The sequence below is a fragment of the Flavobacteriales bacterium genome, from assembly GCA_016124845.1.
GTDB lineage: Bacteria > Bacteroidota > Bacteroidia > UBA10329 > UBA10329 > UBA10329.
Window position 1 is genome coordinate 1 of sequence record WGMW01000058.1, and the last position, 26,868, is coordinate 26,868.

Genomic DNA, 26,868 nt, shown 5'->3' on the forward strand with positions numbered 1-26,868 from the left:
ACAAAACAAAACGAAATATTTGTTTCGTATGCAGAGTCGCCAGCATCTGCAATAGGGAAAGAAAAAGCGTGGGAAATAATCAAAAAGCCTATTAAGCTATGAAATATCGGAATCAATCCTTTATAGGGAGACGTACGAAAAACTAAGAAGGTGAACATGACGTGCTTCGATACCGTCATTGCATATTACCCATTAAGACTGGAATAGAAAGTCGAGATGTTTCACCGAACACATTCGCCAGATACATTCCTGAAGAAACCATAGGAAGTTGTATCTCTCCGTTCTGAAATGAACCCGAGGCAATTTCCCGCCCCAGAAGATCGGTCAGATTCCATGTTCCGCGCTCCACGCAGTTTGTGTTGATAACGTTTTGAAAGGGATCAAAAGCAAGACAATTGCCCTTTTCAGAAGCTGCTTCATCCACGCTCATAATTCCTGACATGCGCGCCAGAAAACAATCGCCATGATCGGCAGGGCCGATGGTGGTCTGGTCGAAATCGGAAAAGTAGAAATAGTAGCCTGTGATGTACAGACTTTGGTCGGGACCAAGGCACGCGGCCATGCCGAAATCGGAGCTTCCTGCGCCTGCACTTCTGCCGTAGCGAATAGCGCCCGATGATTCGTAGCACAGCACGTAGATGTCGTAACCATCTCCCGTAAACGAAACATTATCGGCAAACATTTCTTCCTCAAAAACTCCTGTGAGATACGTGGTGCCATCCCAATCCGTTGCCATGCCCAAACAGTTGTCCAACCCCCAGCTGCCAGCCGAACTCAGCCAATCGCAATTCCCATCTGCATCAAATCTGGATAGAAACACATCGTTGTAGCTGAGGCAAGTGGCCGAATGATTCTGGAAATGCGTGGTTCCCTGATAATAGCCCGAAACATAGACGCGGTTTTCCAGGTCGGTGTCAACGCCTGTGGCCACATCCACATTGGTGCCGCCACACGTCCGCACCCACGCCATGTTGCCTGCATCATCAAACTTGGCAAGAAAAACATCTGAACTTGAATTTCCCACGGCCTGCAATGTTTCTCCTTGCATGGTGGCGCTTTCGTAAAAGTCGCCCGCTATGTAGATGGAGCCGTCATTTCCAGCGGCCACCGTTGCCGCAATATCATGCTCCAAACCACCACCCGACCGAACCCAATGCACGTTCCCATCCGGGTCAAGTTTCAGGAGAAAGGCATCTGTCAGACCAGAAGAAAGAACAGTAGATGAACCGAACTTTCCCCGTTCCTGAAAACCTCCGCTCACGAACAGTTTTCCGCTCCAGCGATATTGATCGATGTCCGTTGCCGTATCATCTCCGGTGCCTCCGCCCGTCACTTTCCAAAGCAGCGTTCCGTCTGGACTGTATTTCACCACAAAAACGTCCTGTCCGCCAGTTGATCTTGCCGCAATGGTATCTGTTGGTGTGATGGCAAATACAACCGTATCGGTAAAATGGCCAACCACATAAATGTTTCCCGATTGATCTGTGACCACACCACGCGCCATGTCTTCATCTGGACCAGAAATGACCTGCGCCCACAGCAGGTTGCCATCCGAAGTGTATTTGGCCACGAACGATTCCATCCCGCCAAGTCCGCTCAGGGTTGTACCTGCGATCTGCGTGCTTCCAGAAAAGGAACCGACCAGGATCACATTGCCGTCTGCATCGGTGGTAACGGCTCTTCCAACGTCCAATCCGAGGCCACCGATACTGCGGGCCCAATCAAAATTCTGGGCATTTGAAAGTGAGACGGTAAGACACAAAAAAAGCGACCAACCAACGGATCGCTTTATTGTCTTGAAAAGCCTCATATAGTTATCAGGCTACCGCCCAAGCACGGATTTCATCGATCATCTCATAAACGCCTTCCATCTTTTCAGCGTCAACCGTAGCATTTTCGCCTTCTCCTACTCGAATTTCCTTAGCTACAAGCACCTTATTCAACGCTTCCAATTTGGCTTTGAACTCGTTTACCAACGGATCATCATTCACCAAATTCATGGCCGCCAATATCTTGTCGAGCACCACGTCCTGCTCCAGAATACGAAGCGAAATGATGTCTTCGGGTCTTCCGCCACCAACACCCAGATTGGCTGCGAGATACATGGATTCCACCCAACCACCTGCAATCATCAGAATGGACGTGTTCATCCGATTGTTCTCCTTGAGATATTGATTGGCCACATCGTAAGCTCCGCTCAGAATGTGAAGCAGCGAGTCTCGGTTTTCGATATTGGCTTCCACACGGTCGAAAACCTCTTGATCGAAGGCTTCGGTCAGACCGATGGCATCGGAAAGCTTACGAACGTTATTGAGGTAAAAGACGGTTTCCTGTGTTTGCTTGTAGAGCGATGTATAACCCACATCGGCACTGTAAACGCCCATGTTGATGGTCTTCTTTCCGTTGGTGACGTAATCATCAATGTGCTTTACATCGTTCAGTAAAGATGCGTTGTACTCGCCACCTGCATGCTTCACCAAAATGGCCATCTCAATGGGCGAAGGCATGTTATGGATCATCTCATCGGCCTTGGCCAGATCCTCTTCCGACATTCCCTCATCGGCAACCACAGCCTGTGGTTCTTGGGCAGCGGGTTTCTGCTCCGACCCGCAGGCTGAGAACAATGCTGTAATAGCTACAATTCCAATTGCTGTTCTGATCGACTTCATATTCCTTGGTTTGGTTTACCGAGCAAATTTATCATTTCAAGTTTTGTGAGCACATCAATGCGCTTCCAGCCAATTGCCTCCTACACCAATGTCAACCACCATCGGCACTTCCAAGTTGGCCGCACCGACCATTTTTTCACGGGCCAGTTCTTTCAGCTCCTCCAGTTCCTGCTTATGCGCATCAAAAACCAATTCGTCATGCACCTGTAGCAGAAGTTTCGATTTCATTTTTCGCTTCTCCATCTCCGCAAACACGTGGATCATGGCCACTTTGATGATGTCTGCGGCAGAGCCTTGGATTGGCGCATTGATGGCGTTGCGCTCTGCATAACCGCGCACGGTTTGGTTGTTGGAGTTGATGTCGCGCAGGTAGCGCCTGCGCCCCATAATGGTTTCCACGTAGCCGTGTTCTTTCGCAAACTGAATGTTGCTGTCCATGTACGCACGAATGGTCGGGAACTGCTTGAAATATTCGTCAATGATGTCGCGTGCCTCGGTGCGAGAAATTCCCAAGTTGTCGGCCAAGCCAAAGGCTGATTGACCGTACATCAACCCGAAGTTCACAGCCTTGGCCTTGCTTCGCATGTCGCGATCCACTTGCTCAACTGCCACTCCAAAAACCTTGGCAGCCGTTGCTGCGTGGATGTCCTGACCTTGCTTGAACGCCTCGATCATTGGGCCATCCTTGCTCAATGCTGCTATGATCCGCAATTCCACCTGCGAGTAATCCGCAGCCATCAGCACGAAATCATTATTTCGCGGGATGAATGCTTTGCGGATTTCGCGACCACGCTCCGTACGGATCGGGATGTTCTGTAAGTTGGGTTTATCCGAACTCAAACGGCCTGTTGCGGCCACCGCCTGATTGTAAGTGGTATGAATCTTCCCCGTTTTCGGGTTTACAAGATCGGGAAGCACATCAACATAGGTCGATTTGAGTTTCTGAACCGAGCGGTAATCCAAGATCTTCGGAACGATAGGATGGGCATTCACCAACTTGCTGAGCACGTCCTCACTCGTTTTGTACTGCTTCGTTTTGCCCGTCCGTTTGGCCTTATCATCAATTTTAAGATGCTCGAAAAGGATGTCGCCCAATTGTTTCGGTGACTGAATATTGAACTCAACCCCTGCCAATTCCTTGATCTCTGTCTGAAGTTTGATCAGATCGGTGTTCAGTTCCTCCGACATGGATTTCAATGCGGGAACATCCAATTTGATGCCTTCCATTTCCATGGCACCAAGCACAGGGATCAACGGCATTTCCACTTCGTTGAAGAGTTTTCGCGCCTCCACTTCATCCAAAAGCGGGTCGAATTTCTCGTAGAGTTGCAACGTGATGTCGGCATCTTCGCCCGCGTACTCTTTCACCTCTTCCACATCCACATCGCGCATATTGCCTTGGCCTTTTCCTTTCTTACCGATGAGTTCCGTAATGGAAACAGGCTTGTAGCCGAGGTACGTTTCGGCAAGGAAATCCATGCCATGGCGCATGTCTGGGTTGGCCAAGTAGTGCGCGATCATCGTATCAAAAGCTTTCGCTTTGAATTCCAGTCCGTAGCGTTTCAGCACACACAGATCGTACTTGTAGTTCTGCGCGACCAACGTTTTTTTCTCGTCCGAAAAAATGGGTTGAAACTCAGCAACCACCGCTTTGGCGTCTTCTTCTTTTTCGGGAATGGTGACGTAGAATGCCTTTCCGTTTTCGATGGAAAATGCAATGCCAAGTAGTTCGGCCGTGATGGTGTCCAATCCTGTGGTCTCCGTATCGAAACAAATCACTTCCACCTTCGCCAATTGAGTGATAAGTGCCTTTCGCTTTTCGGCCGAATCCACCAATTGATAATCGTGCTCGGTCTGCTCCAACGTTTTGTAACCAGAACCATCGGCCGCCTCCACCACGGTTCCGCTTTCTGCAAACATGTCCATCTGACCTGTTGCCGCTGACTTGGCGGTAGCTGGTTTTGCAGCCGTTTGAATGGCCACTTCCTGCCCAAGCACTTTCTTGGCAATGGTTCGGAACTCCAGCTCAGCAAACAGTTCGGTCAATTTTTCCCTGTCGGGATCTTCCATTATCAGATCTTCCTCATCCAACTCGATCGGAACATCGGTGATGATGGTTGCCAGCATCTTCGACATGAAGGCCTGCTCCTTATTCTCCGCAACCTTCTCCTGAATCTTTCCTTTCAGTTGGTCGACATTCTCATACAGCCCTTCCATGGAACCGTACTCCTGCACGAATTTGATGGCCGTCTTCTCGCCAACTCCTGGAATTCCTGGAATATTATCGACCGCATCGCCCCACATTCCCAAAATGTCAATGAACTGTTCGGGACGTTCGATGCCGTATTTCTCGCAGATCTCTTTCGGTCCAAGCACTTCGATGTCGTTTCCCGTTCGGGCAGGTTTGTACATGTAGATCTTATCCGAAACCAGCTGGCCATAATCCTTGTCGGGAGTAACCATGTAGGTAGTGTAGCCATGCTTTTCGGCCTTCTTGGCCAAGGTTCCGATCACGTCATCGGCCTCGTAGCCTTCCACTCCCAGAACGGGAATTCGGAACGCGCGCACCAGATCCTGTATATACGGAATGCTGGCTGCCAGATCATCGGGCATTTCCTGCCTATTGGCCTTGTATGCGGTGAATTCCACCGCACGATGTGTTTCTCCTGGCATATCGAAAACCACAGCAATATGCGATGGTTTTTCCTTTTCGAGAAGTTCTAAAAGCGTATTCGTAAATCCGAAAATGGCCGAAGTGTTCTGCCCCTTCGAATTGACCATGGTGTAGCCGCTGGCGCGATTGCCATGACGGTCAACTCTGTTGCCTGCGAACGCGAAATACGCGCGGTAGATCAGCGCAAAGGCGTCAAGCAGAAACAGTCTTTTGTCTTCGGATGGGTCTTGTTTGGTCATAGAATACTGCAATGAATATTCTACGAATATGGAGAATAAATCGGGCTTGGTCAGCTGTACGTCCGAATATCTTTCAACGCCTACAATCTCTGCTTGAACATGCGGTCTGACGTGAAAATATCGTGGTATTGTTTGAGGTAATAGGCATACCCGTCCTTCACTTTGAGGTGTTCTACAAAAGTGGCATCGGGCAAATAGGTGGTGCCGAGAACACGACCGTCATCAAGGCTGATTTCAGCCAAGTAAGACTTGTTTCCGCGTCTCAGATGTGCGTAGAGTTTCTTTCCGTTCTCATCAGGGATGAGCAATCTTTTCCAACCGCTCAATTCCTGATGTTCAATAGGAAAGGAACGAACCTCTTTGCCGTCCGCGTCATGCACGTAACAAATGCCTACAACATGGTCGAAGATGAATATGCTGTCGCGAAGATTGAACATTGGGCTATATGTTGGACGACCGATCATGTTCAACCACGCTCGTTCCGCTGGCGATGGGTTCCATGTGTTCAGCATGGTCTGCTTGAATTCTAAATTCTGGTTGGAAACCGCCTGAAAGTACTGGCTGACCGAACTAAAATAACGTTGTGATCTGGCTTGGGCATAATGATCGGACAACATGGCTGAATAACCGAACATATTAGGTACGTCAGCATAGGTCATGTTCTGGTTACTATAGTAATATGGTCTGTAAATGCCAGGCGCACCATATAGCGTTCCTTTTATTGGCGTTCCGGGGTGATGGTTAAATCTGTATTGGTAAGCATCTGCACCCGTATTACGAGAATAACCCGCATACGTAGAGTATGGCTGATTGCCTCTACTCCGGTGTCTGTATGGATTTGATTGAATACTGTGGATATAATCCTCGATTGAGCGTAAACCTTCCCGGTCAAAGACATGCTCCAAAATGACCCCTTCTTTTGTTTTGCGGTCGAAACCGTAGTGATACACTTCCTGACCTGCGCTCTGATATGAACTGAAGAAAATATGGCTGTTGCTTGACGTGCTGCAATGCCCCATCTCTTTCACAAAATAGCTCTCCTCAACCGTGGTCACAAACTGTATCTGATCATCAACTACTGCAATCTGATAAACGCTGTCCTTACCGAAGAGGTGAACGTTTCCAAGACAATCCTCATACAATCGGTCACCCTTTTTATCCACGCGCAACCGCGATATCTCTTTCCATTGATCATCGCACAGCATCAGGTATCGAATGCCATCCTGCGCCATCAGCAGAATATTGTGACCAGCGGCAAAACTGAAATCTCGGAGAACCACGCCTCGATGGCTGTCCAGAACGATATGCTGTTCGGCCGTTACCACAGCAGCCGACAGCAATGTAGACTCCTGATTCAATACAATTTGAAGATTCGTGACATTGCCATCGCTGGCAAACATTTCGGGCGTTACCTTGTAAAGAATCGGTCTGTAGCCCACATGCGAAACGCGAAGTACCGTTCCTGAATCGGCCACGCTCAACTGAAACTTACCGAACGCATCAGCTGCGGTACCCCTTTGGCTGTTGACATCAAGCACATTCGACTCCGCCAAAGACCAACCTTTGGCTGATTTAATTGAACCTATGATCTCTCGGTTCTGCGCTTGAACAATGACGGTTAGAAAAAGAACATGAACTGCGGTGAGGAAGAGTCGTCTCATGGCGGGGGTCTTTAACTGCCCACCGAGTAACAACAATCATTCCGAAATGGCCTTTCCACTCAGCCTCGCCAACCCTCCCTGAGTCTTCGGACAGGTCTTGGTCATTGTAATTGAACGCAGATGCCACAGAAATCGCGGAAAACGCGGCTTTATTTAAGATGGTTTGAAAATACCTTACGTCTGTATTCGGGCTTTTTGCCGAAGTTAAGCAGCAATCCGACCTCCATGTCAGTCGCACGTAGGTAATTTATCAATTGTGCTTCATGGCGTTCTGAAATCCCCTCTGTAGCTTTAAGTTCTACAATGACCCTGTCCTCAACCAGAATGTCCGCAAAATATTCACCGACATTCTCGCCATTGTAAAACACAGAGATCGGATGCTGCTGACGACAGAAAAGGCCAAGCTCATCCAATTCGATCAGCATGGCATTTTCATACACTTTTTCAAGAAAACCGTATCCCAGCTCATGGTAAACATTGAAAAATGCCTCAAGAATTTTCCCAGTAATATCTCCGTGTAACAGATTTGCCATTTTCCGCGATTATCCGTGTCAACCGTGTTTTCCGCGTCCTATTTCAATCCGGCACCTGCTTTTATTTCATCCACCACAGCGGGATCGAGCAATGTTGAGGTATCTCCCAAATTGGAGACATCACCTTCAGCCACTTTCCTCAGAATTCTTCGCATGATCTTACCCGAACGGGTTTTTGGCAAGCCACTCACTATCTGAATCTTATCTGGCTTCGCAATCGGTCCGATCATTTCCACCACGGTATCATTGATCTCTTTGCGGAATGCTTCCAAGTTTTCAGGCTCGCGATAGCAGGTGACGTAAGCGTAAATTCCTTGGCCTTTGATGTCGTGCGGATAACCGACAACCGCAGTTTCCACCACATTCTTGTGCTCATCAATTGCATCTTCAATCTCTGCGGTTCCGAAGCGATGGCCTGAAACGTTGATCACATCATCTACGCGACCTGTGATCCGATAGAATCCATCTTGATCTCTGCGGCAGCCATCGCCCGTAAAGTATTTGCCTCTATAGGCTGAGAAATAGACCTGCTTGCATCGTTCGTGGTCACCATAAGTGGTCCGTAGCATGCTCGGCCACGGAAATTTGATGCACAGATTTCCTTCTACTCCGTTTCCTTCAATTTCATTTCCCTCCGTGTCTACCAAACAGGGCTGCACGCCTGGCAGCGGAAGCGTGGCGAAACTCGGTTTTAGCGGAGTGATGTTCGCCAAAGGAGAGATGAGAATTCCGCCTGTTTCCGTCTGCCACCACGTATCTACAATTGGGCAGCGACCTTTTCCGATGTGCTTGTGGTACCATTCCCAAGCTTCTTCATTTATTGGCTCGCCTACCGAACCAAGCACCTTCAGACTGTCGAGTTTGTATGGTTTCACATAGTCCAAACCAGCGGCTTCCAACGCTCGGATGGCCGTTGGCGCAGTGTAGAAAATGTTGACATCATGCTTGTCGCAAACCTCCCAGAATCTACCTGCGTCCGGCCAAGTCGGCACACCTTCGAACATCACTGTTGTGGCGCCCGCCAACAATGGTCCGTAAACGATGTACGAATGCCCTGTGACCCAACCGATATCAGCCGTACACCAGTAAATATCACCTTCCTCATATTGGAACACATTGCGGAAACTGTATTCGGCATACACCATGTACCCTCCACATGTGTGAACCACGCCTTTCGGTTTACCGGTTGAACCAGAAGTGTAAAGAATGAAAAGCATGTCTTCGCTGTCCATGTTTTCTGCCGGGCAATCATCATTCACCTGCTTCAATTCCTCTTCCAACCATACATCGCGGCCGTCTTTCATATTGACGGATGCACCAATTCTGTTCTGTACAATGCAGCGTTCCACCGAAGGACAATTCTCCAAGGCATCATCCACAATTCCTTTCAGGTCGATGGTCTTGGCTCCGCGATAGCCACCATCTGCGGTCACCACAATATTGCAGGTCGCATCATTTATTCTGTCTTCCAACGATCGCGCTGAAAATCCAGCAAACACCACCGAATGAATGGCTCCGATGCGTGCGCAGGCCAATGCTGCGATGGCCAACTGAGGCGTCATGGGCATGTACAAACAGATGCGGTCGCCTTTTTTGGCGCCATTGCGTTTCAGCACATTGGCAAATGAACTGACGCGGCTGTGCAGCTCGCGGTAAGTGATCTTCTCCGCTTCTTCAGTTGGGTCATTGGGTTCGAAGAGAATGGCCACCTGATCGCCCCGCGTTTGCAGATGGCGATCCAGGCAGTTCTCAGTAATGTTCATCTTTCCACCCGAAAACCACTTTACCGAAGGCGTTTCGAACTCCCATTCCAACGTCTTGTCCCACTTCTTTTTCCAAACGAATGTTTCGGCCTTCTCATTCCAAAAACCCTCCGGGTCTTCAACGCTTCGTTTGTATTGTTCGTGGTACTCTTCGAGTGAATTGATCTTCTGCATCATCCTTCTGCTTTTTGAGTGATTCTCAAATATAGAAAATGCCCCGACCAAGGTCTGATCGAGGCATTTCCTGTTCGGCTCATCGGCCTTCTATTCATACACGTCATATTCCCAAACGAGGCTGACGAAATAGTTGGTGTCCTCCACATAACAATCGCCTCCGGTACAGGCCGCGTCATCATCGAACCTGAAACCGACCGCAACTCGGTCTCCTTCGGTGAAGGTCCAACTGGTTGGAACCGTCATGGATGCCGTTTGATTCTCGTTCAGGTTGAAGGCCCCGGAACTTGTCACCAACGTTCCGTTCACATCCATCACAATCCGTGCTTTCAGATCCAGGCCGCTGTTCGAACTGTTGCCCACACGTACCACCACTTTCAGTAACCGGCCATCGAAAGGCGCGGCCCAGTGGTCTTTATAGTCGTTTCCGGATGAGCTGATGCTTCCCGTAACGGCATCATCCGCTCCGTCTCCATTTGCCGGAAACCAAAGGATGCCCGTACCGTTCTGATATCCGGCATTATTGAAAGAATGAATGCTCCAATGGCGCATTTTGCCGAAAACCGCTCCGTTCACCTCCAGGGTTGCCTGCGGATTGGTGGTGCCGATACCCACATTGGTCCCATCGTTCCAAACCGTAGAATTTGCAACCCATGTTGAACCATCGTAACGCAAGGTCTGGTTTACCGTTCCAGCGACCAATGGGCCTGTTGCACCAGTTGCTCCGGTCGGTCCTGTTGCTCCTGCCTGACCAGGGTTTCCTTGAATCCCCTGCGACCCAGTAGCTCCAGTTGGCCCTGTCGGTCCTTGTGACCCAGTAGCACCATTTTGTCCGTTTGCCCCAGTAGGACCAGTAGGACCCTGTGGGCCTGTGGAACCCTGTGGGCCGGTAGCTCCCGTAACACCATTTTGCCCAGTTGCTCCGGCAGCACCAGTAGCACCTGTTGGGCCGGTCGGCCCTGGAATTCCCACTCCAGTTCCGGTTGGACCCATTGGGCCTGTGGGACCGGTCGCTCCGGTTGCACCATTCTGTCCATCGGCTCCTGTTGGTCCTGTAGGGCCTTGCAAACCTGTTGAACCTGTTGGCCCTGTTACACCGTTCTGACCGTCTGCACCTGTCGGGCCAGTTGCACCATCCTGTCCATCGGCTCCTGTTGGGCCAGTTGGACCGGCAATTCCAGTAGGACCTTGAGCCCCTGTGGTCCCTGTCGGACCAGGAATTCCCTGCGACCCCGTTGGACCTGTTGGGCCCGTTACGCCATTTCCTCCTCCGTTGCAGAGGTTCTGCCAGCTACTTGTGCTTCCTCTGTAGAAGAAGAAGCATTGAATATCCGTATCATAGACCAAAAGTCCATCTGCGGGATTCACGATCAACATTCGTTGCAATGTGTTCAGCGTGGGAACCAGCACGCCTTTGTCGGTTGCCGAAAGATCCAAAATGGCACTTGGATCGGGCGATGTGGTTCCAATGCCAACGTTATTCTGTGCTGAACTTTGCTTTGCAACAAGAGTGGCAACAAGCATCAGTAAAATGTATAGTCTATTCTTCATAACTGAATTTAGTTTCTCGATTGTCGGCCGGTCCAGTAGAAACCATCGGCAAGTATAACGCGCAATGATATTTCCAGACCGCCCTGATAGTTGGTTGCGTTTCTGAGTTTGGAAAGATTCACATCATAGCTCACTCCCAATCGCATCCAAAGATATTCTACACTTACCATTGGCGTAATGGCATCGCCCCAGCGGTAGGTTGCACCCATTCCAAGCGCGCCTCCTTTCACAAAACCTGTCACTTGTGCTGCATCGCGCAACAAAAAACGGTACATGCCACCGAACACGGCTTCGGTGGATGGTCCCTGCATCTGAAACAGGAACATGGGAACGATGTAACTGCGGCCGCTTCCAACGCCCATCATCGCATCGGCATGGATGGTCCAACGGACATCCAACCTGTCGTCTTCACCCAAATTGAATTTCTGTCTGGGTCTATTGAGGTGAAAAATACCCGTTCCGGCACGGACGTAAAGCTCTCGGAACGGCCCGATGCCGTGCGGTTCGTTCAGATTCCAGGCAAAGCCCATGGAAACATCGGGGTTGATGAACGAGTTGAAGTTGCTCACTTCGCCCGATGCCATGGTCGGGTCGTAATTGTTGCCATCATACTGGCTTCCCCAAACGGCCTTGGACATGTCGATTCCGCGATAGATGACCCCGCTTTGAATACCTGCCGTGACGGTTTGTGTATTGGTGAGATGAAGACTGCTGGCCAAACTGATAACGCCCGAAGTGGTGTGCAGACCGAGGTCTCCGGCATCATCGCGGTACGCGGCCAAACCAACACAGAGACTCGCTTTTTTCTTCCACTTTTTGGGGCTGATGCGTTGATCGTAATTGAACCCGAACGTACGGTAGGGCGCATCTACACTTGCCCACTGGTCGCGGTAATTGACGATGGCCCTGATCTTGCCATTGAAAACCCCTGTTTGCCCTGGATTGATGAGCTGTGGCGTTTCGGTAAACTGCACCATGTGTATATCCTGCGAAGCAGCCCAAAAAGGGAGAATGAGCAGCAGATATGCGAGCAGTTTCCTCATCGGAGCAGCGTTACATTTCCTTTAGAAAGCACTTCACCGCCCGACATGATGTAATAGACAAAGACCCCGCTGTTCATGCGCTGACCTTTGAAGGTTCCGTCCCAGCCGCGATCGATCTCATTGCTTTCGAAAACGCAATTTCCCCAGCGATCGTAAACCCGCAGTTCGTATTCAAACGGTTCTGTTCCGCGTGGTTTGAAAACATCGTTGTGGCCGTCCTGATTCGGGGAAAACACGTTGGGAACGAACAGGTCGGTGGCAAGAGCAGCGAGTGCAATTTCAGGTGAGCCGAAATCCCACCCGTCTGTTTTATATGAAGCCAACTCTGGAGCTGAGCCGAGAAACGGTCCTTCGACAGTACCTACGTTCTCCCGCCAGAAATCGGATTCGAGATGTGCCAAGGTTTCAAATTTTCCATCGGTGGCTTCTTCATAATAGACGGTCAGCGCACCTGCCGAACTTCCTTCGGTACGCTCGACATAATGGTAGAAGATCGGGTTGACGTAATAGATCTCCGGGCCGCGTTGGGTGTTGTTCGGGGTGAGACCGGGCGCATAACGCACCTTGTAAGTGTTATCGCCTCCTTGTGGTGCAATGGTTATGGGCCTGATCTTGAAATTATTGACCGTGCTTCCGACCGGGAAATAATAATCCTGCGAGCTATTGGTCATTCGCGAAAGGCCACCGCCCTCATCCGCACTTACAAAACCCTGGTCATGAACAGCCATCACGGTCGGTGCCGAAGTATTGGTATGAAAAACCGTGTTCGGCCCTGCATGCAATTCTCGGTCGATAAGGTCTAAAGTTCCGGCCGTGCTGATGTCCTTCAGTATATACTTGATTCCAGAACCTGTAAGTGTAAGATCGTAGAAATCGAGCTGCTGCGAACCACGCAAAAACTGGTCGTCACCGTATAGTTCGAACAGGCTCTGGCCGGGATTCATCTGTCCGTTGTTCTCCACGTCATTCAGCACTCTGTAAATTCCAGAAGAGGCTCCGCCAGAAAGCGTTCCGTCATTGATGATGTTGCCTTCCACCACCACTTCGCCTGCATTCGAGAATTCGCCTGCCGCATTCTGAATCCCTCCCTGAGCAAAGATCACCTGACAACCTGGGTTCACGCGGACATCCGTTCCATTGTTGATCACAAACTCCGTTTGACCGAAGGCAAACATCGGTAGGCAGAAAAGAATGCTATAGGTTAACTGCTTCATCAATTTATCCTTCTCCAAAAAATGACCGCCACATTGTCCGGTCTGGTTTCGCTTGCAGTTGAACCCGTGGCGGCTCCGTTCACTGTAATGTTCAGATTATGTGTGTGATCGGGAACACTATGGGTGTGGTCAGGCGCAGCATCAGTGGCCCGTTGTTTAATGAAATGTCTGTGCGCGTAAAAATTCACGGTGTGTGAATGGTTGCCAGCTGTAGTTATAGAGTGCGTATGTCCCATGCAATTGTCGCTCAAACGCCCCATGAAATTACCAACTGTTTCATAACCGTTCCAACCGCTACCACAAGTGCTGGCAGTACCATTTGCGTTCAAACTCGCGGCATCTGAACTCAAATTGTCATCATACGGAATCCAGATGTTGTTGGAATTAGTGTTCGCCCCAGAGGTTGAGCCACCGTGGTTGTGATTTCCGTCTGTGCTGGTACCTCGCGAGGTGTAATCGGCCCCAGTACCATTGGTGCCACCCCACCAAAATGTACCATCAGAAATGGTGTTACCCGTTCCGTTTCCATTGCCTGTTCCCGTATCGTACTGACGAGAATCATCATTGCTCCACCAACCTCCCCAATTGTGCGTATGAGAGCCTGCGGCCGATGTTGTAAGCGCTCCGGAGCCGGCCGTTGTACCGCTTGCCGTATGCGTATGATCCTGAAAAGCATTGGCCTGAACGGTTCCGGTCAACGCTCCCGCAGCATTCACGTTCGCACCGCCTCCCCGTGCACGGATGAAGCTTCCGTTCGTTACATCAGAGAATACCCATACCGTGTTCGGATAGATGGTGTTCGGATCGGCCGCATTGGCCCATTGAATATAGGTTGAGCCGATAGGGGGTGTGTTGATATTCATCCAAGTAACACCTGTAAACACCTCCATCGTACCAAGGTCAGTGTTCCACCGCATGGCACCGGTTGGCACCGGACCCGTTGGTCTTTGGGCTGATGTGCCCGAAGGAACTCCAATAGCATCTGTGGTAGCAATTTCCAATGAGACCGTAGCACCGGTCGTACCGATCCCGATATTGTTGGTATTCGGGTCGTGAAAAAGATTACTTGTTGCAACCCAGGCGGTTCCATCGTTTAGCAATGTTTGACCCAATGTGCCCGGTGCAATGTTTCCCGTTGGCCCAGTGACACCTGTTGGCCCGATCGGACCAGTTACTCCTTGAGGGCCTGTGGGTCCCACATTTCCCTGAATTCCCTGCGGACCCGTGGGCCCAATGATTCCTTGAGGACCTGTTACACCTTGAGGGCCTATTGCTCCGGTTGGTCCTACCTGTCCCTGTGGGCCAGTAGCGCCTTGAATTCCCTGTGGGCCCGTTACACCCTGCGGGCCAGTAACGCCTATTGGCCCTTGAGCACCTGTATTACCCTGTGGACCTGTATTTCCTTGTGGACCCAATGCTCCGGTTGGGCCTTGTATCCCCTGTGGGCCCGTTGGGCCGATGGGCCCTGTGGCTCCGGTCGGTCCTATGTTTCCTTGCACACCCTGCGGGCCGATAGGACCGGAAGGACCTGTAGGTCCGAGCAATCCTTGAGGCCCTGTTAAACCTTGAACTCCAGTGGGGCCAGTAGGTCCAGGCGGACCTTGTAGCCCGATCGGGCCAGTCGGTCCTGTAGGACCAATAGAACCTGTGATCCCCTGCGGCCCAGCAGCGCCAGTAGGCCCAGGCGGACCTTGTGGACCGGTTGCTCCATCCATCCCTATTATTCCATCCTGTCCGGCAGGCCCTTGCGGTCCGGTTGGTCCGGTTGGTCCGGTGGCGCCATCAACACCAATGGTCCCTGCAATTCCTTGCGGACCCGTTGGGCCAACGGGGCCCTGAGGGCCGATCGCCTCAACCCATTGAGTGCCATCGAAATACCAGAACGATTTGGTATCAAGGTCATAGACCAACAGGCCCGTTGCCGGACCTGCAATTGCCAATTTCTCGGCCGTGGTCATCCTTGTGATCAAAAATCCCATGTTGTTGGCCTGCAGTTCAAGCAAGGCCGATGGGTCAGGGTTAAGCGTTCCAACCCCCATGTTCTGTTGCTGGGCAAAGACTGTCCGCGACACAACGAATGCCGAAACCAGAATCAATATTTGTGCAATCCCTTTCATCCGTACTAAAACCCGGTGCCCCCACTGTTCGAACTTGCGGGACGTTGGTCATCGGTCATTTCCACTTTCACAAAAAGCACATCCACGCTCCAATCCTCATCATTCACGCTTTCCAGATCGCCTTTGAACCACCAGGTCCCGCCACTGGCATACATGCGTGCTCTTGTAGACTCCGAATCTCCATCATTTCCAGTAGGATAGAACCCGGCCACCCAAGCAATATAATCTGTGGTTGACATGCCCGTGTTCCGGTTCGGGTTGTCGCAGTTATTGCAGTAGAACCGCTTGAGTAGGAAGGGCTTGATGCCCGCCACCCAAACATCTCCATTGGAAAGTACACGCAGGCGTTCGGTGTTGTTGGTTTCCATGTTAAGATCCTGTGCATCTGTGGTGCCAAGGAAATTGTTGGTGGGATTTGTTCCACCATTTCCTGTTGTCATCCAAGCGGCCTGTTGCGCATTGAGGGTCGATTGTGGATCGGTCACAGACATCAGTCCGTTGGCATTTATGGCGATCGCTGTGTTGAAACTCGGTGGTCCCATCGGGCCGGTCGGACCAGAAATTCCTTGCGGACCTTGCGGGCCATCAATTCCGGTAATTCCCACCACACCTTGCGGACCGGTATTTCCGATCGGTCCTGTTGGACCAAGAATTCCAGGAATTCCCTGAGCACCTGTTGACCCCACCGATCCCTGCGGACCAGTAACTCCGTTAATACCAACAATTCCCTGAACGCCCTGCTGCCCAATTGGGCCAGATGGCCCCTGCATCCCTTGCAAACCTGTTATTCCGAGTATTCCCTGCGCACCAACAACGGTTGATGGCTGACCGGTCGGTCCCTGCGCTCCGGTCGGTCCCTGTACTCCGGTCGGACCTACTGGTCCCTGAGGGCCTGTTGGACCGAATGGCTGAACCCATTGCACGCCATCGAAATACCAAAATCCAACGGTAGTTACATCGAACACTAACAGGCCGTTGGTCGGATTCGGAATCATTTCGCGCTGTGCGCTGGTCATTCTTGGAATCAGCACGCCTTTGTTCTGCGCACTCAATTCCAACTTTGCAGATGGGTCAGGGCTAAGTGTTCCTACACCGACCTGTTGCTGCGCCATCGCCCGAAACGATAACACGAGCATCAGCAATATTTGAACGAGATTTCGCATCAGAATCCTGTTCCACCTCCTTGCGATGACGCTGGTCGCTGATCATCCACCATCTGAATCTTGATGAAGACGACATCAACACTCCAGTCTTCTCCGCTTGGCCCTTCTGTATCGCCTTTGAACCACCACGTACCGCCATTTTGGTACATCCTGGCGCGTGTGCTTTCCGAATCATTATTGCTGGTTGGGTAAAACCCACCGATAAAGGCAATATAGTCGGCCGTTGACACCCCCGTGTTCCTGCTCGGATTATCGCAACCGTTGCAGTAATAGCGTTTTAGCATGATGGGCTTCACACCATCAACCCAGATGTCGCCATTGGCCAGCACGCGCATCTTTTCCGTGTTGTTTGTTCGTACAACCAAGGGTTGATTGTCGGTAGTTCCCACGAAATTATTGGTCGGATTTGTTCCTGAATTGCCTGTGGTCAACCACGAACCGGAAGAAGTGGTGAGCGTTCCTCCATCATCTGTCAAGCTGTACGTTCCATCTGGATTTGATGTGAAAGTGAGATTGTAGCTCGCAGAACCTGATGGACCCGTTGGGCCCTGAATTCCCTGCGGACCTGTTACACCTTGAGGACCTTGGACTCCTTGCGGACCCGTTGGGCCAATCTGTCCTTGTGGACCCGTTGGGCCTTGAACTCCCTGTGGACCTGTTGGCCCTTGAACACCTTGAATTCCTGTAGGGCCTGGCGGACCTTGTAAACCTTGCGGGCCTGTCGGGCCGATTGCTCCTGTTGGGCCTGTTATTCCCTGTGGTCCCTGCGGGCCTTGCGTGCCAGTCGGACCAGTCGGACCAGGCACGCTCGAATCAGCACCAGGAGGGCCTGTTGGGCCTGTTGGGCCTTGAATGCCCTGCGGCCCAGTTGGACCAGTTGGACCCTGCGGACCCAATGCTTCAACCCATTGCGTTCCATCGTAATACCAGAACGATTCTGTATCGGTATCGAAAACAAAAAGACCTTGGGCAGGATTTGGAATACCGTTTTTCTGTGCGGATGTCAATCGCGGAAGCAGCACACCTTTGTCGGTACTTTGCACCTCAAGTATGGCGGATGGATCAGGATTCAGCGTTCCAATGCCCATATTGTCCTGAGCAAAAACCGAACTGATACCAAGTAGCCAGAAAAAGGAAAGTCGTAAAGTAAACTTCATGCCTCGGAGTTGAGAAGGCATGAAGTTAATAGAATACGCAGAAACTTCACTTGACAAGCGAAGTGTTCACGGTTTCCATTACTACCAATCGAGCAACCACGCAAAAATGAGCGGAGCCACGATGGTCGCATCACTTTCTACAATGAATTTTGGCGTGTCGATGTCGAGTTTTCCCCACGTTATTTTTTCGTTAGGAACGGCACCAGAGTAAGAACCATAGCTGGTTGTGCTATCCGAAATCTGGCAGAAGTAGCTCCAAAAAGGAATGTCGGTCATTTCAAGATCCTGATAGAGCATCGGCACCACACAGATCGGGAAATCTCCCGCAATTCCACCGCCAATTTGGAAGAATCCAACTCCTTTTCCGCCTGAATTTTTGATGTACCAATCAGACAGATAGGTCATGTATTCAATGCCCGATTTCATGGTTGATGGGTTCAATTCTCCTTTGTAGCAGTACGAAGCAAAGATGTTTCCCATGGTGCTGTCTTCCCATCCCGGACAAATGATCGGAAGGTTCTTCTCAGCCGCTGCCAACATCCACGAATTCTTGGGGTCAATCTGGTAATACTGCTCCAGTTCTCCACTCAAAAGGATCTTGTACATGTACTCGTGCGGCAGATAGCGATTGCCGTTGTCCTGCGCATCTTTCCAAACCTTAAAAATGTGTTTCTGCAACCTGCGGAAAGCCTCTTCTTCCGGGATACATGTATCTGTAACTCTATTAAATCCATTTTCCAAAAGTTCCCATTCATCCTTCGGAGAAAGGTCTCTATAATGGGGCACGCGCTTGTAGTGGTCGTGCGCCACAAGGTTCATCAGATCCTCTTCCAAATTGGCTCCTGTGCAAGAAATGATGTCAACTTTTCCCTGACGAATGATCTCGGCCAATGAACGTCCCAGCTCGGCAGTACTCATCGCGCCAGCAAGCGTGATCATCATCTTGCCGCCTTCGGCCAGATGGGTCTCGTAGCCTTTTGCAGCGTCCATCAGCGCAGCAGCGTTAAAATGGCGGAAATGTTCTTCAGCAAATTGGGAGATCGGTCCTTTCATGGTTACAGATTATGAATAAGGTGCGAATATACAGCCCCTCCCAGCCTCCCCAAAGGAGAGGAGAAACTTTCTTCAACCCTCAATGTTTGACGATATTTGGCAAGTGTCAACTTTAACGTTCCTTCTGGTGCTTTCGAGCGCGCTGCTGCACGCATCATGGAACTTCATCGCCAAGAAACACGCTGGCAATTACAGCATCATTTACCTTTCGTTCTGCATCAGTTCGGTCATCACAACCTTGCTTGCCATTCCACATTTGCGGGAAGTTGAATTGAACCCAAACCTTATCGTCCTTCTCATCGCCACAGGCGTGTTTCATGCGGTTTACGGATTTGTACTGACGTTCACGTATAAGAATGGCGACATCAGCACACTTTATCCAATTGTTCGCGGAAGCGGAATTGCAGGCGCGGTGATTCTTTCGCTGGTTATTCTGCACGAAATTGTAAACACTACTTCAGCTTCGGGCGTTGCGATGGTGGTTTCAGGAATCGCCATTCTTTCCTATCGGAGAAATAGGAAAGCGACATCCCCGAAGGGAATCTTTCTTGCGCTGATCTGCGGCTCGCTCATTATGAGCTACACCATTATGGACAAATTGCTGGTGGCGAAAATCCATCCGATACCCGTTCTGGCGGCTTCGCAGGTTATTTCTGCACTGATGTTTTTGCCCTACGTGCTGAAAAGCCGAAGGGCTGAAATGCGATTGACTTTGAGAACGTTGATGAAGCCGACCATTGCCATCAGCATCATTGCAACCAGCAGTTACCTCATCATATTATATGTGATGCAAATTGCGCCTGTCAGTCGGATTGTTGCGGTACGCGAGGCTTCGGTTGTCTTTGGCGCCATTGCGGGTTACGCGCTTCTGAAAGAGGATTTCAGTAAAACCCGCCTGATCGGTGTGGTGTTTGTAATGCTGGGAATAATTCTTGTAAAGCTCTGACCTCCCCTGACCCCTCCTTTCAAGGAGGGGAATTGGAAGACGAGAAAAAGTAATTTCGAACCGCCATCAAACCATATTTGAACACCTATTCCATTTATCATGAGATACGTTTTTCTTCTTTCATTTTTCGTTTCCTCACTTAGCGTGAACGCACAGAACTGTCGCGGACCGATGAACCCTCGAATGTTTCAAAGCGAATTGCAACAATTGCGAGCGTTGCCGCAGGAATCAGCACGTTTCAGAACGGCCATGCAGCAGTTCGGACCATTCTGTTTGAGCAGCGCGCAGGTCTATCAAGTATGTCGCTTGCTCGGTCAGGATCCTTACCGGATTGATTTTGCGTATGCGAGCTATCAGAACGTGACGGACCCTCAGAATTTCTACGATGTGTATGATTCGTTTCAACTGTTCAGTAGTGCGTTCCGATTGCACGATCTGGTGGTTGGAGAGATGACAGTTGAGTTGGTCCCGATTCCGCAACCTGCCCCAACTCCCGAACCAGCACCGATTCCGCAACCCGTTTGTGAAGTGAGCCCGCAGGACATGGCCGAGATCACGCAATTGGTGAAAGCGGCAACCTTCAAAGATTCGATGGAAAAGCAGGCCAAGATGATGATCAAATCGAAGCAATGTTTCCGTGCTGACCAGATCGTGGAGATCCTCAACGTATTGACGTATGATGATTCGAAATTGGCGGTTGCCAAGTACGCGTTCGATTACTGCATTGATACGCAGAACTACTACCGCGTGGTGAATTCATTCACCTTCAAGAGCTACAAGGACGACCTGACGCAGTTTATTGAGGCGAGGAACTGACACACCCCTAACCCCTCTCAAGAGGGGAATTAGGAGTTGGCCGCAATGTAATCAGCCATGGTTTTGATGGAATAGAAAACCTCTTTTCCTTCTTCAGGATCAGCGATTTGAATGTCATATTCCTTGTTCATCAGAACGATGAGCTCCAACGCATCAATCGAGTCAAGACCGATTCCGTCATCACCGAAAAGTGGGTCGTTGGCGTCAATGTCAGAAGGCTCAAGGTCTTCCAAGTTCAGCGTTTCGATGATCTGCACTTTCAGTTTTTCAATCAACTCTTGTGACATGGCTCTGTTTTAGAATGCATTAAGGAATCTGTCGCGAATTTGTTCAATTATTTTTAATCATGCCGACCTCCCCCGACCCCTCCTTGCCAGGAGGGGAGTTTAAGCGGATTCTTGGCTTAAAAAGATCTTCATTTCGCAGGATGCGATGATGTTTTTGCCGCAATGCACCTCAGCTTCCACCACTTGCATTCCCATTACTTCGTGAAGAACGGTGACCTTGGTCTTCAGCACAGAACCAACAGACGGCAAATCAGAAACCACGAAGTTTTTCAACGCTCCAATAAAGCCGATGGGTGGTTCTTTCTGTTCGCCACCTTCCTGCATCTGCTGCGCGAAATGATACCCAGAACGCAAGGCTGAGGTCTGCGCAATATTCTCCATCAAACCCGAAGGAAGCAACTTTCCATCGCGAACGAAAAGATGGTTTTCCTCTACATGAAATTCAGAAACAGATGCGTTTTCGGAATGCTCAAGTAGACCGTGAACAACCACGATCGGTTCGCGCTGCGGGATGAATTTCAGTACATCTTCGCGGCTGACCAGCATCTTTCAGCAAACAGTAAGAAGTGCGTACGCGTAAGAGAAACGGGCGCTTTCCGGAACCATCAGTAGAATCTGCTGGCCTTTCTGCAGTTTCCCCGAGTTGAAGAGCTCTTCCAACATTATATAGATGGATGCAGAACCAACGTTACCAACCTGAACCAAGTTGGTGAACCACTTGTCTTCGGTGATCTCCATTCCATCCGCTTTCAGCTGATCGTAAACCTGCTGACGGAAGAAATTGGACGAAAGATGCGGCAGGAAGTAATCGACAGAAGAAACATCCAAGTTTCTGCGCTTCGCGATTTCGGTCAGGTACTTTCCACCCAGCGGGACAATCGTGCTGCTCAACAATTTCACATCCTGCTTCATGGCAAAAACGCTGTGATCCAGCCATTCTTCAGGTTCAAACTCTTTCCAACTCTTTACCGAACCGTCCTCGTTCTTATCTGCCGAAGAATACATGCACGTTTCGTACTGGTGCGCGTACGAACGGCTCTCGATCCATTCTACTTTCAACGAAAGTCCAGACTCATTCGGTTTGTCTTGCAACAAGGCTGCGCCCGAACCATCAGACAACATCCAACGCAAAAAATCCTTCTCAAAACCGATGAACGGATTGCTTTCCAACTCCGATTCAGAGCGAGATTCTGCTTCAAAATTCCGCGCCATCATCATGGGAGAAACCAACTCAGAACCACATGTGATTGCTTTCTGCGCTTCGCCTGCCTTGATGCTCATGTAGGCATACTTCATGGCGTGGATTCCCGAACAGCAGGCACCACTTGGCGAAACGATCTCCATCTCGGCATCCAACAGTCCGTGAACCATGGCGGTGTGCGATGGTAGCGCCTGATCTGCGGCCGATGTTCCGCAGGCCAACACATCCACTTCGTTCAGTTCAACACCCAACCTTTTAATGGATTCTACCACCAACTCTGCGTTGGAATGACTGAATTTTCCATTCGGTTGCAGCGAATAGTATCGGTTTTGAATTCCGTTGTTTCTGAGTACGATCCTTCGAGCCCGCGATGGCTTTCCACCGATCATTCCAAGAACCGACTCCATTTCATCGTTCGAGATGGGTTCGTTCGGCAAGAACTTCGCTAATCCTGTAATGTAAACTTCCTTCAACTGCTCGGTCTAATGCGTAAATCTCGCAAGCGCGCAAAGGTATGCTTGCATACCATAAATTCAAATAAGTAGATTCCCGTAGAATTGTTCACTCGCGCAGCGAATTCTGTTTGTAGTAGCGAATCTCGGAAGCCAATTCCTTTCGCTTAATGACAGAAATCAAGAATGATGACAAGGTTGTTATTGGAGAAAGGATGAAAGCTCCAATTGGCAACAGATAGGAGAGCAAACTCACGCGGCCCAACCGTTCCTTATCGAAAAATCCTCCTTTTTTGATGAGGAAGTTGCCGTACATGTGGAACAGTTTGGTGGCGCGCTTCTCCAAGATCACCAACGATGGATTTATCTCCACGGCACCTTTCTCATTCAGTTCTTCCTGCATGTCGGAAAGATCGTTCTGTTTCAATCGATTCAGCAGAACTTCCCCAAAACGGTTGCTCGATTCAATGTCTTCTTGAATGATTCCTGCCCGTGGGAAACCCCAGAACGGATTTTTCTTTCCGTAGAACATCCATCTTATAATGGTGATGATGCTAACGAGATTCTTGTTGCGGTCGATGAGAACGATATTTCCGATCAGGTCCGCTTTCAGCTCTTTCAGATGTCGCTTCACACGTTCCTGAGCCAGCACCCACATGTTCCGTGAACCGATGAGTGTGACCACTTTCTTTCCATTGAAAATGCGTTTGGCTTCTTCGTTCTGAAGCAAACTCGAAATGGGAATGCTCGGATTGAGATACCAAACGGTGTAAGCCAAAATGATGAGGTCGTAATCTTTCGATGCATCCACCCCAATCGGTTTCATTTTGAATGGAATACCGAAGACCGATTCTGGAAAGGCGTTGAAGAACGACAGCCTTGTCCAAGGAAACGGGAACTGGTGTTCGGTTTCCACTTTCACGAAATCAACGTCTACCGAATCATCCTTCACCAAAGGCGAGAGGCAATGATTGGCAATATCTTTCAATTGCCCAGTTTGCGAATAATAGAGTACGAGAACCTTCATTTTCTGCTAAACGACAATGATATTCACTTTTTGTCGGTTGGCGATAAACCGTGTCGTTTATCCAAACGATTGTGTCGTTTGTCGGTATTTGGAAACAGAGATTGGACTGATGCAGTTAAACCAACCAGAACACGATGAAACGCACCAAAAACATATCGAAAATGGAAACGGGGATGAAAAAAAGGCTGAGTGCCTCGGAACAGCGATTTGCGAACGAAATTGCCCTTATGATGAAAATGTCGTTGACCGAATTGCTACTTGTTGAAAAGACCAGGATGCCAGTAAGCGTCTGAGCATTGGAACTACAGGAATTTAGGAACTACAGGAACTTGGAATTGAACGGAGGGTGCGAAATTTCGCACCCTCCGTTCGTTTTGGCATGTGTATGTCAGATAATCAACAACAGACTTCGGTTCAATTCTTAACTTTGGACTCTTAAACAACAAATTCATAATAATGAAGAAAACTCTACTTTCTATTCTTGCGTTGGGTGTTGCCTTCGGTGCTTCTGCTCAGACTTTTACTCCAGCTGCCGGGTCGCCATTGGCGAACGGTGAAGTTGGAACGGCTTACTCAGAAACGATCAATGCTGCCATTCCTGCTACGACAAACGTAACGGGGCAGCAAATTCTTGATGTGCTTCCTGCTCAGGCTGTGGCACTTGTGGGCTCTTACATCAACGCGGGTACGAGCTATCCGGTTGCAGTAACATCAACGGCACTGACAGTAGCCGGATTGCCAGCAGGATTGAGCGATGATTGTGGCGGATGTAGCGTTGCAGGTGGTGCTACGCGCGACATCGTTATTTCTGGAACTCCAACCGCTGGCGGTGGTTTTACAGTTGACATCACGTCAGAAACAACTGGTTCTGTCGATATTACTGTTCCAATTCTTGGAACTCAAACAGTTCCGTTTGGAGGTTCATTCCAAGGACAGTCTGTACCAACTCTTCCTGGTCTGATGGATGCCCAAGGTTACTCCATGAACGTAAGCTCTACTGGAATCAAAGAAGCGAACGAGGTTTTCTCGCTTGGTTTCTACCCGAATCCAACGGAGGGTCTTTCAACTCTTGACATCAACTCAACTGTTGCAGGTCAGGTTTCTGTTGAGGTTTACGCAATTACAGGAGCGATCATCCAAACCAACACCAGAACCATCCGCATGGGAGCCAACCGTCTTTCTTTGGATCTTTCTTCTGTTCCTGCTGGAATCTACATGATCAAGGCAGAGATCGATGGTCATCAAGCATTGATCCGTACAGTTAAAAAGTAAGTACGGACCAGGTCTTTTAAACTTGAAGGGGCGATGAAATTTCATCGCCCCTTTTTCATTTATTCATTTTGTACCTTTGCACAGTACATAATTATTTTTCTACCATGAAAAGAACCCTACTTTCTATTTTGACGCTGAGTGCCGCATTTGCAGTGAACGCTCAGGTTTACAATCCTTCTGCATCGGCACTTCCTTCGGGAACAATTAATGAGGCGTATGCAGGTCAGGTTATCAATTTCACCGTTCCGTTGACCTCTACTGTTGATGGAGCTACTGTTGGTTCGGCTGTAGCCGCTGCATTCCCTCAAGCTGCCGCCATAACAGGTCTGCTTGGTGGCCAGTCGTTCCCATTGAACGTGCAGTCTGTAACGCTTTCTGTTACCGGGCTACCTGCCGGAGTGACCGCCACTTGCGATGCCACCCCATGTACCTATGTGGCCGGGGCGAGCGGAAGCATTACGCTTGCAGGTACGCCAACTCAGGCCGGTAATTTCACCATCGATATTACATCATTGACCTCTGGAGAGGCCGATCTTTCAGCATTTGCTGGGGCACTTTCCGGATTTGGGATCCCATCAACGTTTGCCATTCCTCAACCGATCCCTGGTGCTTTGGATGAAACTGGCTATACCATGAATGTAAATGACCCGAATGGAATTGAAGAGGCCAACGAGGTGTTCTCGTTAAGTCTTTACCCGAACCCAACTCAGGGTGTTTCTATTCTGGATGTGAATTCAACTGTTTCGGGCTTGGCAATTGTGGAAGTTTACTCTATCACAGGTGCATTGGTTCAAACAGACACCAAGTCGATCCGTTTGGGAAGTAACCGCATCAACCTTGATATGACCGCACTTCCATCTGGAATTTATTTGGTGAGATCTGACATCAACGGACACCAAGCGCTTGTCCGCGTTCAGAAAAACTGAGACTGATAACAACTTTGAACAGGAAGGGCGGTGAAATTCACCGCCCTTTTTCGTTGGTCAAATCCGAACGTTTAGCTTTACGGTCGAATTCTGAGTACAATGAAAAGTTTTTCCATTCTATTCCTTTTGTCATTCGCCTGCACCACTTGGGCGCAAACGTTCAACCCATCGGCAAGCAACCTTCCTGATGCGCATCTGAATCAGGCATATTCCGATCAGGTCATTTCATTCACCGTTCCTCCTACTTCTACATTGCCCGGAGATATTGTGGAACAGGCACTTTCCGTGGCATTTCCGCAGGCGGCTCCTGCCCTCGGATTACTGAATCTCAGTTCACAGACGTTCGACTTCAACGTTACCCGTTCCACTTTCAATGTTGATGGACTTCCACAGGGCATGTCGGGCAACTGCGATGCTACACCGTGCACCTATTTGGCAGGGGCTTCCGGCAGCATCACCATTACAGGAACACCGACCGAAGCTGGAAATTTCACCTTCGATATCCTTTCTTACACAGAGGGTGATGTCGATCTTTCGTCTCTTGGTGGCGGCCTGCTTTCCACCCTTGGAATACCTTCTTCCTTCGATCTTCCCGCCCCCGTTCCGCAAGCGTTGGACGAAACCGGGTACACGATCACCGTACTTGATGCCAACGGCATTGCCGAACACAATGAAATGTTCTCGCTGAATTTTTACCCGAACCCCGCACAGGACCTTTCCATATTGGATATAAACTCAACTGTTACGGGGTTGGCCAACGTGGAGATCTTCGCCATTACTGGGGCATCGATCCGAACCGAAGCTCGGTCGATCCGTTCGGGAAACAACCGCATTCCGATCGATATGTCTGCACTTCCCGCTGGGGTTTATATGCTACGCACGCAGATCGGAGGCTATCAGGCACTGGTACGCGTACTGAAAAACGGATAG

The 26,868-nt window shown here is 49.8% G+C and carries 22 protein-coding genes; 5 read left to right on the forward strand and 17 right to left on the reverse strand.

Features of this window, described 5'->3' with window-relative positions; all coding sequences use genetic code 11:
- Positions 1-175: 175 nt before the first annotated feature.
- The 13 genes from GC178_17960 to GC178_18020 all read right to left on the reverse strand — a co-directional run bounded on the left by GC178_17960 (position 176) and on the right by GC178_18020 (position 19,011).
- The gene (locus tag GC178_17960; GenBank protein MBI1289456.1) at positions 176-1,810 is read right to left on the reverse strand and encodes a hypothetical protein; all 1,635 of its coding nucleotides are present in this window, start codon (positions 1,808-1,810) and stop codon (positions 176-178) included.
- A gap of 7 nt (positions 1,811-1,817) precedes the next feature.
- Positions 1,818-2,669: a hypothetical protein gene (locus GC178_17965; protein ID MBI1289457.1), complete on the reverse strand. Its 852-nt coding sequence runs from the start codon at positions 2,667-2,669 to the stop codon at positions 1,818-1,820.
- A gap of 54 nt (positions 2,670-2,723) precedes the next feature.
- Complete coding sequence (gene polA, locus GC178_17970; protein ID MBI1289458.1) at positions 2,724-5,582, reverse strand: DNA polymerase I; 2,859 nt, start codon at positions 5,580-5,582, stop codon at positions 2,724-2,726.
- A gap of 80 nt (positions 5,583-5,662) precedes the next feature.
- Positions 5,663-7,243 carry a hypothetical protein gene (locus GC178_17975; protein MBI1289459.1) on the reverse strand — a complete coding sequence of 527 codons (1,581 nt, stop codon included), beginning with the start codon at positions 7,241-7,243 and terminating at the stop codon, positions 5,663-5,665.
- A gap of 149 nt (positions 7,244-7,392) precedes the next feature.
- Entirely contained in the window at positions 7,393-7,767 is a 375-nt protein-coding gene (locus tag GC178_17980; protein MBI1289460.1) for a GxxExxY protein, read from the reverse strand.
- A 47-nt stretch (positions 7,768-7,814) separates the two neighbouring features.
- Positions 7,815-9,716 (reverse strand): acetate--CoA ligase, encoded by a 1,902-nt coding sequence (acs, locus tag GC178_17985; GenBank protein MBI1289461.1) that lies wholly within the window; start codon positions 9,714-9,716, stop codon positions 7,815-7,817.
- Positions 9,717-9,803: 87 nt separating this feature from the next.
- Positions 9,804-11,090 carry a hypothetical protein gene (locus tag GC178_17990; protein MBI1289462.1) on the reverse strand — a complete coding sequence of 429 codons (1,287 nt, stop codon included), beginning with the start codon at positions 11,088-11,090 and terminating at the stop codon, positions 9,804-9,806.
- 182 nt (positions 11,091-11,272) lie between these two features.
- Positions 11,273-12,307 carry a type IX secretion system membrane protein PorP/SprF gene (locus GC178_17995; protein ID MBI1289463.1) on the reverse strand — a complete coding sequence of 345 codons (1,035 nt, stop codon included), beginning with the start codon at positions 12,305-12,307 and terminating at the stop codon, positions 11,273-11,275.
- Complete coding sequence (locus GC178_18000) at positions 12,304-13,521, reverse strand: T9SS type B sorting domain-containing protein (GenBank protein MBI1289464.1); 1,218 nt, start codon at positions 13,519-13,521, stop codon at positions 12,304-12,306. Before GC178_18000 ends, GC178_17995 begins: the two co-directional genes overlap by 4 nt.
- Complete coding sequence (locus GC178_18005; GenBank protein ID MBI1289465.1) at positions 13,521-15,479, reverse strand: collagen-like protein; 1,959 nt, start codon at positions 15,477-15,479, stop codon at positions 13,521-13,523. Before GC178_18005 ends, GC178_18000 begins: the two co-directional genes overlap by 1 nt.
- Positions 15,480-15,643: 164 nt before the next feature.
- A complete protein-coding gene (locus GC178_18010; GenBank protein ID MBI1289466.1) occupies positions 15,644-16,801 on the reverse strand; it encodes a hypothetical protein in 1,158 nt (385 codons plus the stop codon).
- Entirely contained in the window at positions 16,801-17,889 is a 1,089-nt protein-coding gene (locus GC178_18015) for a hypothetical protein (GenBank protein ID MBI1289467.1), read from the reverse strand. The genes GC178_18010 and GC178_18015 overlap by 1 nt, the downstream gene beginning before the upstream one ends.
- 150 nt (positions 17,890-18,039) lie before the next feature.
- Positions 18,040-19,011 carry a deoxyhypusine synthase gene (locus GC178_18020; GenBank protein MBI1289468.1) on the reverse strand — a complete coding sequence of 324 codons (972 nt, stop codon included), beginning with the start codon at positions 19,009-19,011 and terminating at the stop codon, positions 18,040-18,042.
- 82 nt (positions 19,012-19,093) lie between these two features.
- On the opposite strand from GC178_18020, the gene GC178_18025 reads away from it, so the two are divergent.
- Both GC178_18025 and GC178_18030 read left to right on the forward strand, forming a co-directional pair.
- Positions 19,094-19,957: an EamA family transporter gene (locus tag GC178_18025; protein MBI1289469.1), complete on the forward strand. Its 864-nt coding sequence runs from the start codon at positions 19,094-19,096 to the stop codon at positions 19,955-19,957.
- A 99-nt stretch (positions 19,958-20,056) separates the two neighbouring features.
- Positions 20,057-20,773, forward strand: coding sequence for a DUF4476 domain-containing protein (locus tag GC178_18030; protein ID MBI1289470.1), 717 nt, complete (start codon positions 20,057-20,059; stop codon positions 20,771-20,773).
- A gap of 29 nt (positions 20,774-20,802) precedes the next feature.
- Here the strand turns inward: GC178_18030 and GC178_18035 are convergent, their stop codons facing one another.
- The 4 genes from GC178_18035 to GC178_18050 form a co-directional block, all read right to left on the reverse strand.
- On the reverse strand, positions 20,803-21,060 hold the full coding sequence (locus GC178_18035; protein ID MBI1289471.1) for an acyl carrier protein: 258 nt from the start codon (positions 21,058-21,060) through the stop codon (positions 20,803-20,805).
- 99 nt (positions 21,061-21,159) lie between these two features.
- Entirely contained in the window at positions 21,160-21,606 is a 447-nt protein-coding gene (locus GC178_18040) for a pseudouridylate synthase (GenBank protein ID MBI1289472.1), read from the reverse strand.
- 3 nt (positions 21,607-21,609) lie between these two features.
- Positions 21,610-22,734, reverse strand: coding sequence for a StlD/DarB family beta-ketosynthase (locus GC178_18045; GenBank protein ID MBI1289473.1), 1,125 nt, complete (start codon positions 22,732-22,734; stop codon positions 21,610-21,612).
- 88 nt (positions 22,735-22,822) lie between these two features.
- Positions 22,823-23,740, reverse strand: coding sequence for a dialkylresorcinol condensing enzyme DarA (locus tag GC178_18050; GenBank protein MBI1289474.1), 918 nt, complete (start codon positions 23,738-23,740; stop codon positions 22,823-22,825).
- A gap of 456 nt (positions 23,741-24,196) precedes the next feature.
- Between GC178_18050 and GC178_18055 the strand changes: the two genes are divergently transcribed.
- From GC178_18055 to GC178_18065, 3 genes are all read left to right on the forward strand, one after another.
- Positions 24,197-25,012 (forward strand): T9SS type A sorting domain-containing protein, encoded by an 816-nt coding sequence (locus GC178_18055; protein ID MBI1289475.1) that lies wholly within the window; start codon positions 24,197-24,199, stop codon positions 25,010-25,012.
- A 104-nt stretch (positions 25,013-25,116) separates the two neighbouring features.
- Positions 25,117-25,938, forward strand: coding sequence for a T9SS type A sorting domain-containing protein (locus GC178_18060; protein ID MBI1289476.1), 822 nt, complete (start codon positions 25,117-25,119; stop codon positions 25,936-25,938).
- Between the two features lie 99 nt (positions 25,939-26,037).
- Positions 26,038-26,868 (forward strand): T9SS type A sorting domain-containing protein, encoded by an 831-nt coding sequence (locus GC178_18065; protein ID MBI1289477.1) that lies wholly within the window; start codon positions 26,038-26,040, stop codon positions 26,866-26,868.

What these genes read in the sequence shown, in the direction of transcription:
- acs (MBI1289461.1), bottom strand. Translation starts at nt 9,716, where the DNA reads ATGATGCAGAAGATCAATTCACTCGAAGAGTACCACGAACAATACAAA.
- GC178_18010 (MBI1289466.1), bottom strand. Translation starts at nt 16,801, where the DNA reads ATGCGAAATCTCGTTCAAATATTGCTGATGCTCGTGTTATCGTTTCGG.
- GC178_17960 (MBI1289456.1), bottom strand. Translation starts at nt 1,810, where the DNA reads ATGAGGCTTTTCAAGACAATAAAGCGATCCGTTGGTTGGTCGCTTTTT.
- GC178_18060 (MBI1289476.1), top strand. Translation starts at nt 25,117, where the DNA reads ATGAAAAGAACCCTACTTTCTATTTTGACGCTGAGTGCCGCATTTGCA.
- GC178_18055 (MBI1289475.1), top strand. Translation starts at nt 24,197, where the DNA reads ATGAAGAAAACTCTACTTTCTATTCTTGCGTTGGGTGTTGCCTTCGGT.
- GC178_17995 (MBI1289463.1), bottom strand. Translation starts at nt 12,307, where the DNA reads ATGAGGAAACTGCTCGCATATCTGCTGCTCATTCTCCCTTTTTGGGCT.
- GC178_18015 (MBI1289467.1), bottom strand. Translation starts at nt 17,889, where the DNA reads ATGGGCATTGGAACGCTGAATCCTGATCCATCCGCCATACTTGAGGTG.
- GC178_17975 (MBI1289459.1), bottom strand. Translation starts at nt 7,243, where the DNA reads ATGAGACGACTCTTCCTCACCGCAGTTCATGTTCTTTTTCTAACCGTC.
- GC178_18040 (MBI1289472.1), bottom strand. Translation starts at nt 21,606, where the DNA reads ATGCTGGTCAGCCGCGAAGATGTACTGAAATTCATCCCGCAGCGCGAA.
- GC178_18065 (MBI1289477.1), top strand. Translation starts at nt 26,038, where the DNA reads ATGAAAAGTTTTTCCATTCTATTCCTTTTGTCATTCGCCTGCACCACT.
- GC178_18030 (MBI1289470.1), top strand. Translation starts at nt 20,057, where the DNA reads ATGAGATACGTTTTTCTTCTTTCATTTTTCGTTTCCTCACTTAGCGTG.
- GC178_18005 (MBI1289465.1), bottom strand. Translation starts at nt 15,479, where the DNA reads ATGACCACGGCCGAGAAATTGGCAATTGCAGGTCCGGCAACGGGCCTG.
- GC178_18035 (MBI1289471.1), bottom strand. Translation starts at nt 21,060, where the DNA reads ATGTCACAAGAGTTGATTGAAAAACTGAAAGTGCAGATCATCGAAACG.
- GC178_17965 (MBI1289457.1), bottom strand. Translation starts at nt 2,669, where the DNA reads ATGAAGTCGATCAGAACAGCAATTGGAATTGTAGCTATTACAGCATTG.
- GC178_18020 (MBI1289468.1), bottom strand. Translation starts at nt 19,011, where the DNA reads ATGAAAGGACCGATCTCCCAATTTGCTGAAGAACATTTCCGCCATTTT.
- GC178_18000 (MBI1289464.1), bottom strand. Translation starts at nt 13,521, where the DNA reads ATGAAGCAGTTAACCTATAGCATTCTTTTCTGCCTACCGATGTTTGCC.
- GC178_18025 (MBI1289469.1), top strand. Translation starts at nt 19,094, where the DNA reads ATGTTTGACGATATTTGGCAAGTGTCAACTTTAACGTTCCTTCTGGTG.
- GC178_17990 (MBI1289462.1), bottom strand. Translation starts at nt 11,090, where the DNA reads ATGTTGATCGTGAATCCCGCAGATGGACTTTTGGTCTATGATACGGAT.
- polA (MBI1289458.1), bottom strand. Translation starts at nt 5,582, where the DNA reads ATGACCAAACAAGACCCATCCGAAGACAAAAGACTGTTTCTGCTTGAC.
- GC178_18050 (MBI1289474.1), bottom strand. Translation starts at nt 23,740, where the DNA reads ATGAAGGTTCTCGTACTCTATTATTCGCAAACTGGGCAATTGAAAGAT.